The sequence below is a fragment of the Streptomyces sp. E2N166 genome, from assembly GCF_003671715.1.
Taxonomy (GTDB): Bacteria; Actinomycetota; Actinomycetes; order Streptomycetales; family Streptomycetaceae; genus Streptomyces; species Streptomyces thinghirensis.
Genome location: NZ_RAIF01000020.1, coordinates 65678 through 75165, shown reverse-complemented (window position 1 = coordinate 75165; position 9488 = coordinate 65678). Strand labels below are relative to the sequence as shown.

Here is a 9488-nt window from a genome sequence, read left to right as displayed (position 1 = left end):
CCGCCGCCTTCATCTCCTGCTTGTGGGCGCGGACCTTCGTCAGGGACTCCGGGCCGGTGATGTCGGCGACGGAGCGGAAGGCGCCGGGTTCGCCGTAGGCGCCGGCGGCCTCGCGCCAGCCCTCCGGCTGGACGCCGAGCTGCTTGCCGAGCAGGGCGAGGAAGATCTGGGCCTTCTGCTTGCCGAAGCCGGGCAGGTCCTGGAGCCGCTTCAGCAGCTCCTTGCCGGTGGAGACGCCCCGCCAGACGGCCTCCGCGTCACCGTCGTAGGTCTCGACGAGGTACCGGCACAGCTGCTGGACGCGGCCCGCCATCGAGCCGGGGTAGCGGTGCACGGCCGGCTTGTCGGAGAGCAGGGCGGCGAACGCCTCGGGGTCGTGGGCCGCGATGTCGTGCGCGTCCAGGTCCTCCGCGCCCATGCGCCGCGCGATGGTCGACGGGCCCTTGAACGCCCACTCCATGGGGACTTGCTGGTCGAGCAGCATGCCGACCAGCGCGGCGAGCGGGCTGCGGCCGAGGAGCTCGTCGGCCTCGGGGTCCTGGGCGAGGTGAAGTGTGACGTCCATGCGCACGATGATCGCGCGTGCGGGCTCAGGTCGCGCGCCAGTACCCCAGCGCGTTCACCCGCTGCTTGGGCAGCCCCAGCTCCTTGCGGGTGTACGAGGCCAGCGCCCGGGTCGTCGCCGTGTCGCAGGCGATCCAGACGAACGGCTCGGGCGTCGACCGCAGCAGCTCCGGCAGTGCCTCCTTCACCTGCGTGACCAGGTGGGCGCCCGCGTCGCGGCGCGGGACCGTGCGGACCTCGTGGCGGTCGGGGTCGGTGCGGAAGGGCAGGCCGTCCGTGCCGGAGCCGCCGTCCTCGAACCAGATCGTCGCGGGGACCGGTCCCAGCGCGTCGAGGAGGGAGTTGAGGGCGGGCAGGGACGCCGGGTCCGCGACCGCGAAGACGCGGGAGGGCACCGGCTCGGGGACCTCGAAGCCGGTGCCCTGGACCGTCGCCTCGATGGTGTCGCCGGGCTTCGCCGCCCTGGCCCAGTCGCTCGCGCACCCCTCGTGCAGGGCGAACTCCATGCCGAAGGTGCCGGCCGCCGGGTCCGGGTCGACCAGCGTGTACGCCCGCTGGTGCGGCTTGCCCGCGTTGTCGAACCACAGCCGCACCCACATCGTGGGGTGGACGCCGGTCGCGGCCAGCATGCCGCCGTCACTCAGACGCAGCCTCCGGAAGTCCGGCGTCACGTCCTCCGCGTCCGTCACCGTGAACTCGAAGTCCTTCGCACGCATCAGCTTGAGGACCGCGCCCTCCCAACCCCGCCCCTGCCCCATCGTTTCTTCACCCTTCACGTACTATTCGGCCACGACGTAAGACTTAGGTGAGCCTAACCTAAAGGAAAGTGGGGGCACAGGGGTGAGCGCCGAGACATACCGCGACGCCTGGGGGATCCCGCACCTGCGCGCGGACGACGTGGGCGAACTCGCCCGCGCCCAGGGCCGGGTGACCGCCCGCGACCGGGCCTGGCAGCTGGAGGTCGAGCGGCACCGCGCGCAGGGCACCTCCGCGTCCTTCCTCGGGCCCGGAGCCCTGTCCTGGGACCGGCTCGCCCGGCGGGCCCGGCTCGCGGACACCGCCCGCCGCTGCTTCACCGCCCTGGAGGAGAAGGACCCGGAGACGGCCGCCTGGGTGCGGGCGTACGTCGACGGCGTGAACGAGGGGCTGGCCGAAAATCGTTCCGCCGCTCCCGAGTTCGCGCGCACCGGTCTCGCCCCCGGCCGCTGGGAGCCCTGGACCCCGCTCGGCGTCTGGCTCGCCACGCACATCCTCTTCGCGGGCTTCCCCGCCAAGCTCTGGCGAGAGCACATCACCGCGCACCTCGGCCCGGACGCGGCCGCCCTCTTCGCCGCCGACGGACCCGGCACCGCCGGCAGCAACGGCTGGCTGGTGAGCGGTGAGCGGACCACCACCGGGCACGCGGTCATCGCGGGTGACCCGCACCGCTTCATCGAGGACCCCGGCGTCTACCAGCAGATCCACCTGTCCTGCCCGGAGTTCGACGTCGTCGGCCTTGCCGTTCCCGGCGTCCCCGGCATCGCCCACTTCGGCCACACCGGCACGGTCGCCTGGGCCATCACCAACGCCATGGCCGACTACCAGGACCTGTACCGCGAGCGCCTGCGCCGCACCGGCGCCGGCGTCGAGGCCCTCGGACCCGACGGCACCTGGCACCGCGCCGCCCGGCACACGGAGACCATCCGGGTCGCGTGGCAGAAGGGTGAGGAGGGGCAGGAGGGCGAAGAGGGGCAGGCGGGGGAGGAGACCGTCGAGGTCGAGGTCATCGAGACCGACCGGGGGCCGGTGATCGCCGGCGGACCCGAGGGACTCGACGACGGCACCCCCACCGCCCTCAGCCTGCGCTACCCGCCCCGCGTCACCGCCGACCTCGGCTTCTGCGCCCTGCTGCCGCTGCTGCGGGCCCGCCGGGTCGCCGACGTGGACCGCGCCCTGGACGCGTGGGCCGAGCCGGTCAACGTCGTGCAGGCCGCCGACACCGAGGGCGGGCTGCTGCACCGGGTCGCGGGGCGGGTGCCGCTGCGGTCCGCCGCCAACGGCCTGCGTCCGGTGCCGGCCTGGGAACCCGGCCACGAGTGGACCGGCCGGCACACCACGCCCCGCGCCGGCCTCACCGACGGCGTCGCCGTGATGGCCAACCAGCGCGGACCGGCCGCACCGCTGGGCGTCGAGTTCGCCCCGCCGCACCGCGCCGACCGCATCACCGCCCTGCTCGCCGGGAAGAAGCGCTGGTCGGCCGCCGACATGTCCGCGATCCACACGGACACCCTCCTCGCCTCGGCCGGCCCCCTACTGGACCGTCTGACGGCCCTGGACGACCTGACCCCCGGGGCCGCCGCCCTTCGCGACCGGCTCCTGTCCTGGGACCGGCGCATGGACGCCGACAGCACCGACGCGGCGGCGTACGCGGCCGTGCGCGGGGCGGTCGTACGGCGGTTGGCGGCGCACCCGGTCCTCGCCCCGGCGTCCGTGGCGCCCGCGTACCCCGAGGTGCTGCTGCCGTGGCTCGCGCTCGTGCCGCGCGTCGGCTACGCCCTCGAACACCTGCTGCGCGCCGAGGACCTGTACGGCATCGACCGTGCCGGGGCGGTCCGCGCGGCGCTGGAGGAGGTGGCCGCCGATCCGCCGGCCGGCACCTGGGGCGACACCCACCGCCTCGCCGCCTGGCAGGCGCTGCCGGACCCCTCCGGCGCCGACGGGCCCCGGCTCTCCGGAGACCACGACTGCGTGCTGTGCACCTCCGCCGTTCCCGGCCTCACCGACCGTGCCGCACGCGGTCCCGCCGCCCGGTACGTCTGGGACCTGGCCGACCGGCAGGACAGCCGCTGGGTGGTGCCCCTCGGCGCCTCCGGCGTCCCCGGCTCGCCGCACCACCTGGACCAGCGGGCCCTGTGGCTCGACGGTGAACTCGTTCCGGTGGTAACCGACTTCGACCGGCTCACCAAGGAGACCGATGTCTGAGCAGCACACGTCCCCGTACGCCTCCCGCGCGGCCGTCCACGAGCAGGAACTCGACGGCTTCGGCACCGTGCGCGTCCTCCCGCTCGACGCCGCCGCGGACGCCGGCGTCATCCACCGCTGGGTGAGCGAGGAGCGGGCCGTCTTCTGGGGCATGACCGGCCTGACGCGGGACCAGGTCGCAGGCGTCTACGCCCACATGGACACGCTCGACACCCACCACGCTTTCCTGGTGGTCACGGACGGCGAGCCGGTCGCGCTGCTCCAGACCTACGACCCCGAGGCCGACCGGGTGAGCGAGTGCTACGACGTCGAACCCGGCGACATCGGCGTCCACCTGCTGCTGGCGCCCGCCGGGAGCGAGGGCGCGCGGCCCGGCTGGACAGCCGCGCTGGCGGCGGCCCTCATGACGTACGTCCTGCTGGGCCTGGACCGGAAGCGGATCGTGGTCGACCCGGACGTCGGCAACGAGAAGGCGATCGCCCGCTTCCTCAAGCAGGGCTTCACCGCCGGACCGGCGGTCGTGCTGCCGGAGATCGACCTGCCGGACGTGTACCTGCCGGAGAAGAAGGCGCAACTCGCTTTCCTCAGCAGGGAGGTAGCGTTCGGCGGGTGACCTCCCCGCCGACCGCCGAGGACCTGATCGCGCACTACGGGCTGGAGCCCATCCCCCGTGAGGGCGGTCTGTTCCGGCGCACCTGGGCCGGGCCCGAGCGCCCGGACGGACGCCCGGCGGGATCGGCCATCGTCGCCCTGCTGACCGCCCGACCGGGTGACTTCTCCGCCCTGCACCGCCTGCCCGCCGACGAGGTCTGGCACTTCTACCTCGGCGATCCGCTGGAACTGCTGCTCCTCGGCCCGGACGGCGGCGCGCGTACGGCCGTGCTGGGTCCGGACGTGCTGGGCGGGCAGCACGTGCAGCTCACCGTTCCCGCCGGGACCTGGATGGGCGGCCGGGTGGCGACGGGCGGCGCGTGGTCGTTCTTCGGGTGCACGATGGCGCCCGGATTCACCTACGGGGACTACGAGCACGGCGACGCGGCCGTCCTCACGGCGCGCTATCCGGCGGCGGCCGAGCGGATCGTGGAACTGTGCCGCCCATGAAGCTGCTCGACGGCCAGGTGGCGCTCGTGACGGGCGCGGGCGGCGGCATCGGACGGGGGATCGCGCTGCGGTTCGCCGAGGAGGGCGCGGCGGTCGCGGTGCGCTGCCGTACGGCGGTCGAGGCGGCTCGGGACGTGGCGGCGCGGATCAGGGAGCGCGGCGGCCGGGCGGTGGTACTGCGGGCCGGCCTCACCGACGAGGACGCCTGCCGGCGCCTGGTCGACGAGGCCGCCGACTGGGGCGGGGGACGGCTGACGGCGCTGGTCAACAACGCGGGCGTGCAGCCGCTGCGGGAGCTGGCCGGCATGACGGCCGCCGAGTGGCGGGCGGTGGTGGACACCAACCTCACCAGTGTCTTCGCGTGCACGCAGGCCGCCGCCGGGATCATGCGGACCCAGGACGACGGCGGCACGGTCACCCACATCGCCTCGATCGAGGCGAACGCCCCCGCACCCGCCCACGCGCACTACAGCGCCTCCAAGGCGGCGGTCGTGATGCACGCCCGTTCCGCCGCGCTGGAGTACGGCCCGTGGGGAGTCAGGGTCAACACCGTGTCGCCCGGCCTCGTCGACCGGGACGGGCTCGCGGCGGCCTGGCCGGACGGCGTACGGCGGTGGCGGGAGGCGGCGCCCACGGGACGGCTGGGGCGCCCGGAGGACGTGGGCGACGCGTGCGTGTTCCTCGCGTCACGGCTGGCGTCCTGGGTCACCGGCCACGACCTCGTGGTGGACGGCGGCGTGACGGCACGCCCGTCGTGGTGAGTGCCCTGCCCGGCATCCGGTGAGTCTCCGGTGAGCGGGGCGGCGCCCGCGTCCGTACGTATCCCCGAGGCAGTGGGCCCCGACGACGGAGATGCGACGTGAGGTGTGGTGGCGGTACGCGCGCTGGAGCCCGGGGCGGCCGGAGACTTCGGGGACCGGTGCTGCTGGGCACCCTGCTGGTCCTGCTCGTCCTCGGCGGCGCGGGACCGGCGTCCGCCCACGCCGCCCTCCGCTCCACCGACCCCGAGGACGGCAGCGTCCTCCAGCGCGCCCCCCGCCACGTCACCCTGACCTTCACCGAGTCCGTCGGCCTGCGCGACGACTCCTTCCGCGTCCTCGACCCCGGCGGGCACCGGGTGCGCACGGGGGAGGCCGGGCACGCGGACGGCCGTTCCGACACGGCGCGCGTGGCGCTGACGGGCCGGCTCGGCGAGGGCACGTACACCGTGGCCTGGCGGGTGGTGTCCGCCGACAGCCACCCCGTCTCCGGCGCCTTCACCTTCTCGGTCGGCAAGCCCTCCGTGGCGACCGCGTCCGTGGACCCCGGCCCCATCGAGGACCCGCTGACCGACGCCCTCCACAAGATCGCCCGCTACCTCGCCTACCTCGCCGCGGCCCTGCTCATCGGCACGGCCGCCTTCGTCGCCCTGTGCCGCCCGCCGGACCCCGCCCCGCTGCGCCGGCCACTGGTGGCGGGCTGGTGGACCCTGCTGGGTTCGACCGTCGCCCTGCTGGTGCTGCGCGCCCCGTACGAGGCGGGCAGGGGGCCCTCGGCGGCCCTCGACGCCGACGCGCTCGGCGGCACCCTCACGACCCGGCCCGGCGCGCTGCTGCTGGTCAGGCTGGTGCTGCTCGTGCCGGCCGGGCTCTTCCTCGTCCGGATGGCCCGCGGGGACCGGTACCGGGAGCGCGCCCCGCTCGCCGCCGCGGCGGGCGCCGCGCTGGCCGTCGGCCTGGCCCTGACCTGGGCCGCCGCCGAGCACGCCTCCGCGGGGATCCAGGTGCCGGTGGCGATGACGTCGTCCGTGCTGCACCTGCTCGCCACGGCGGTCTGGTTCGGCGGCCTCGTCGCCCTGCTCGTCACCCTGCGTTCGTCCGCGGACGCGGCGACGGTCGCCCGCTTCTCCCGGACCGCCTTCGCCTCCGTGACCGTCCTGGTCGTCACCGGCGTCTACCAGTCCTGGCGCGGCCTCGGCTCCTGGCCGGCGCTCACGGAGACGACGTACGGCAGGCTGCTGCTCGCCAAACTGGCGGGGGTGGCCGTGGTGCTGGCCGCGGCGGCGGTCTCTCGGCGGTGGACGGGCGCGTGGGTGTCGGTGGGGGCGGCCGGTGCGGCCGGTGCCGCCGGTACGACCGGGGCAACCGGTGCGGTGGGTGCTGCCGGGGCTGCCGGGGCCAGCGGGGCCACCGTGACGACCGGTGCGGTGGGTGTGGCGGGCTCTGTGAGCGCGGTGGACGCGGAGACGGCCGTACGCGAGCGCGTACGTGAGCGGGTGCCGGAGCCGGTGGGCGGGCCTCCGGCGCGGGCGTCGGAGGGGTCCGAGCCGGGGGCGCCCGAGCGTGGGTCGTCCGAGCCGGAGTCGTCGGATCCTGGGTCGTCCGAGCCGGGGACATCGGATCCTGGGTCGTCCGAGCGGGAGCCGTCGGAGCGGGGGGTGTCCGAGTCGCAGCCGTCCGCCGTCGAGGACGCCCGGCGGCGCGGGCTGCGTCGGTCCGTTCTGGTCGAGGCCGTCGTCGCGGCCGTCGTCCTGGTGGTCACGACCGTGCTCACCAGCACGGTGCCGGGCCGGGCGGCGGACGAGGCGGCACGGGCCGTACCGGCGGGCGGGGTGCTGCCCGCGTCCGTCACCACGATGCCCTTCGACGTCGGCGCCTCCGGCCGGGGCACCGTCCAGATCACCCTGGACCCCGGCCGCACCGGCGACAACGCCGTGCAGGCCGTCGTCTTCGGCCCCGACGGCAGCCTGGCCGCCATACCCGAACTGCGCCTCTCCTTCACCCTCCCCGACCGGGGCGTCGGCCCGATCGACGCGGAACTCGTCGACCGGGGCGGCTACTGGAGCGCCAATTCCCTCACCCTCCCCCTCCCCGGCACCTGGACGATGAAGACGACGGTCCGGGTTTCGGAGATCGACCAGGTGAGCGAGACGAGGCGGATCCGGATCGAGCGGTGACGGTCGGGCGAAGAGCAGGACGATGCGAGGAGTAAGACGCCCCGCGGTCGCCCTGGGCCTCGGCGCCCTCCAGGGCGTGGCCCTGGCCGTCGCGCTGACCGTGCCGGTCACGATGGCCGCCTCACCGACCCGGCTGCCGGCCCTCCTCGCCCAGTTCGGCGCCCGGATCCAGCGGCAGGTCCTGAAGCGCGCGGCGAAGGCCGAGGCCGAGGGTGCGGATCAGATCGCAGGGCCCACTCACGTCGAAGGGCCCCACCGCAAGCGGTGGGGCCCTTCGACTTCGTGCCCGGTGAGGCACTGGCGGAGGATACGAGATTCGAACTCGTGAGGGGTTGCCCCCAACACGCTTTCCAAGCGTGCGCCCTAGGCCTCTAGGCGAATCCTCCGCAGAGAACATTACATGACGTCGGAGAGTGCTTGCGAACTCGTTCTGAGGGCCCCACATCGGGTAACGTGTGGCTCAGCCCCTCACGCGGCGCTATCTGACTGAACTCCCCCAGGGCCGGAAGGCAGCAAGGGTAGGTCGGCTCTGGCGGGTGCGTGGGGGGCGCCTGCGTTCACGGGACGGGTCCGGTTTCCCGGGGCGGTCCGGTTGTCGGTGGGCGCCTATAACCTCGTATGCGTGTCGTCTCTCGCGCTCTACCGCCGTTACCGCCCGGAGTCCTTCGCCGAGGTCATCGGGCAGGGGCATGTCACCGACCCGCTGCAGCAGGCGCTGCGGAACAACCGGGTCAATCACGCGTACCTGTTCAGCGGTCCGCGCGGCTGCGGCAAGACGACCAGCGCCCGGATCCTGGCCCGCTGCCTGAACTGCGAGCAGGGCCCCACGCCGACCCCGTGCGGCGAGTGCCAGTCGTGCCGCGACCTGGCGCGCAACGGGCCGGGTTCCATCGACGTCATCGAGATCGACGCCGCCTCGCACGGAGGCGTGGACGACGCCCGTGACCTGCGGGAGAAGGCGTTCTTCGGGCCCGCCTCCAGCCGGTACAAGATCTACATCATCGACGAGGCCCACATGGTCTCCCCGCAGGGCTTCAACGCCCTGCTGAAGGTCGTCGAGGAACCCCCGGAGCATCTCAAGTTCATCTTCGCGACCACCGAGCCCGAGAAGGTCATCGGGACCATCCGGTCGCGGACCCATCACTACCCCTTCCGCCTCGTGCCGCCCGGCACCCTGCGCGACTACCTCGGCGAGGTGTGCGGCAGGGAGGAGATCCCGGTCGAGGACGGCGTGCTGCCGCTGGTGGTGCGGGCCGGCGGGGGATCCGTCCGGGACTCCATGTCCGTCATGGACCAGCTGCTCGCGGGCGCCGGCGCCGACGGTGTGACGTACGACATGACGACCGCCCTGCTCGGCTACACGGACGGCTCGCTGCTCGACTCCGTCGTCGAGGCGTTCGTCACGGGGGACGGCTCGGCCGCCTTCGAGGTCGTGGACCGGGTGATCGAAGGCGGCAACGACCCGCGGCGCTTCGTCACCGATCTGCTGGAGCGCCTCCGCGACCTGGTGATTCTCGCCGCCGTGCCCGACGCGGCGGAGAAGGGGCTCATCGACGCCCCGGCCGACGTCGTCGAACGGATGCAGTCCCAGGCGAGCTCCTTCGGTGCCGCCGAACTGAGCCGTGCCGCCGACATCGTCAACGAGGGGCTCACCGAGATGCGCGGGGCCCACGCGCCCCGCCTCCAGCTGGAGCTGATCTGCGCGCGCGTGCTGCTGCCCGCCGCGTACGGCGACGAGCGTTCGGTGATGGCGCGCCTGGACCGGATCGAACGCGGCGCGCAGTTCTCCGCGGGCGCGGGCGCAGGGGTGCCCGCCATGGGATACGTGCCCGGGCCCGAGGCGCATGCCGGTGCCGGCGGTACCGGCACCGGTGGTGTCGCGGCCGCCGCCGCTCCGGTTCCGCCGGGCGGCGGCCGCGACACCACC

The 9488-nt window shown here is 74.4% G+C and carries 9 protein-coding genes, 1 tRNA gene and 1 other RNA gene; 8 read left to right on the top strand and 3 right to left on the bottom strand.

Features of this window, described 5'->3' with window-relative positions:
• A partial coding sequence (locus EBH09_RS17250; protein WP_121747985.1) for an HhH-GPD-type base excision DNA repair protein occupies positions 1-565 on the bottom strand: 565 nt, incomplete at its 3' end.
• 25 nt (positions 566-590) lie between these two features.
• The gene (locus EBH09_RS17245) at positions 591-1322 is read right to left on the bottom strand and encodes a siderophore-interacting protein (protein ID WP_121747895.1); all 732 of its coding nucleotides are present in this window, start codon (positions 1320-1322) and stop codon (positions 591-593) included.
• An 82-nt stretch (positions 1323-1404) separates the two neighbouring features.
• On the opposite strand from EBH09_RS17245, the gene EBH09_RS17240 reads away from it, so the two are divergent.
• From EBH09_RS17240 to EBH09_RS17215, 6 genes are all read left to right on the top strand, one after another.
• Positions 1405-3525, top strand: a complete 2121-nt coding sequence (locus tag EBH09_RS17240) for a penicillin acylase family protein (protein ID WP_121747894.1) — start codon at positions 1405-1407, stop codon at positions 3523-3525.
• Positions 3518-4138 (top strand): GNAT family N-acetyltransferase, encoded by a 621-nt coding sequence (locus EBH09_RS17235; RefSeq protein ID WP_121747893.1) that lies wholly within the window; start codon positions 3518-3520, stop codon positions 4136-4138. Before EBH09_RS17240 ends, EBH09_RS17235 begins: the two co-directional genes overlap by 8 nt.
• On the top strand, positions 4135-4626 hold the full coding sequence (locus EBH09_RS17230; RefSeq protein ID WP_121747892.1) for a cupin domain-containing protein: 492 nt from the start codon (positions 4135-4137) through the stop codon (positions 4624-4626). The genes EBH09_RS17235 and EBH09_RS17230 overlap by 4 nt, the downstream gene beginning before the upstream one ends.
• Positions 4623-5387: a glucose 1-dehydrogenase gene (locus tag EBH09_RS17225; protein WP_121747891.1), complete on the top strand. Its 765-nt coding sequence runs from the start codon at positions 4623-4625 to the stop codon at positions 5385-5387. Before EBH09_RS17230 ends, EBH09_RS17225 begins: the two co-directional genes overlap by 4 nt.
• A gap of 158 nt (positions 5388-5545) precedes the next feature.
• On the top strand, positions 5546-7561 hold the full coding sequence (locus EBH09_RS17220) for a copper resistance protein CopC (RefSeq protein WP_121747890.1): 2016 nt from the start codon (positions 5546-5548) through the stop codon (positions 7559-7561).
• Between the two features lie 22 nt (positions 7562-7583).
• On the top strand, positions 7584-7889 hold the full coding sequence (locus tag EBH09_RS17215; protein ID WP_121747889.1) for a hypothetical protein: 306 nt from the start codon (positions 7584-7586) through the stop codon (positions 7887-7889).
• Here the strand turns inward: EBH09_RS17215 and EBH09_RS17210 are convergent.
• Positions 7860-7947 (bottom strand) — tRNA-Ser (locus tag EBH09_RS17210). The genes EBH09_RS17215 and EBH09_RS17210 overlap by 30 nt on opposite strands.
• 74 nt (positions 7948-8021) lie before the next feature.
• Here EBH09_RS17210 and ffs point away from each other — a divergent pair.
• Positions 8022-8116: signal recognition particle sRNA small type (gene ffs / locus EBH09_RS17205), an RNA gene on the top strand.
• 67 nt (positions 8117-8183) lie between these two features.
• The coding region (locus EBH09_RS17200) for a DNA polymerase III subunit gamma and tau (protein WP_121747888.1) at positions 8184-9488 on the top strand (1305 nt) is incomplete at its 3' end.

Bases quoted from the DNA above. Each gene is read 5' to 3' on its own strand.
- EBH09_RS17215 (WP_121747889.1), top strand. From the start codon at position 7,584: ATGCGAGGAGTAAGACGCCCCGCGGTCGCCCTGGGCCTCGGCGCCCTC.
- EBH09_RS17235 (WP_121747893.1), top strand. From the start codon at position 3,518: ATGTCTGAGCAGCACACGTCCCCGTACGCCTCCCGCGCGGCCGTCCAC.
- EBH09_RS17245 (WP_121747895.1), bottom strand. From the start codon at position 1,322: ATGGGGCAGGGGCGGGGTTGGGAGGGCGCGGTCCTCAAGCTGATGCGT.
- EBH09_RS17225 (WP_121747891.1), top strand. From the start codon at position 4,623: ATGAAGCTGCTCGACGGCCAGGTGGCGCTCGTGACGGGCGCGGGCGGC.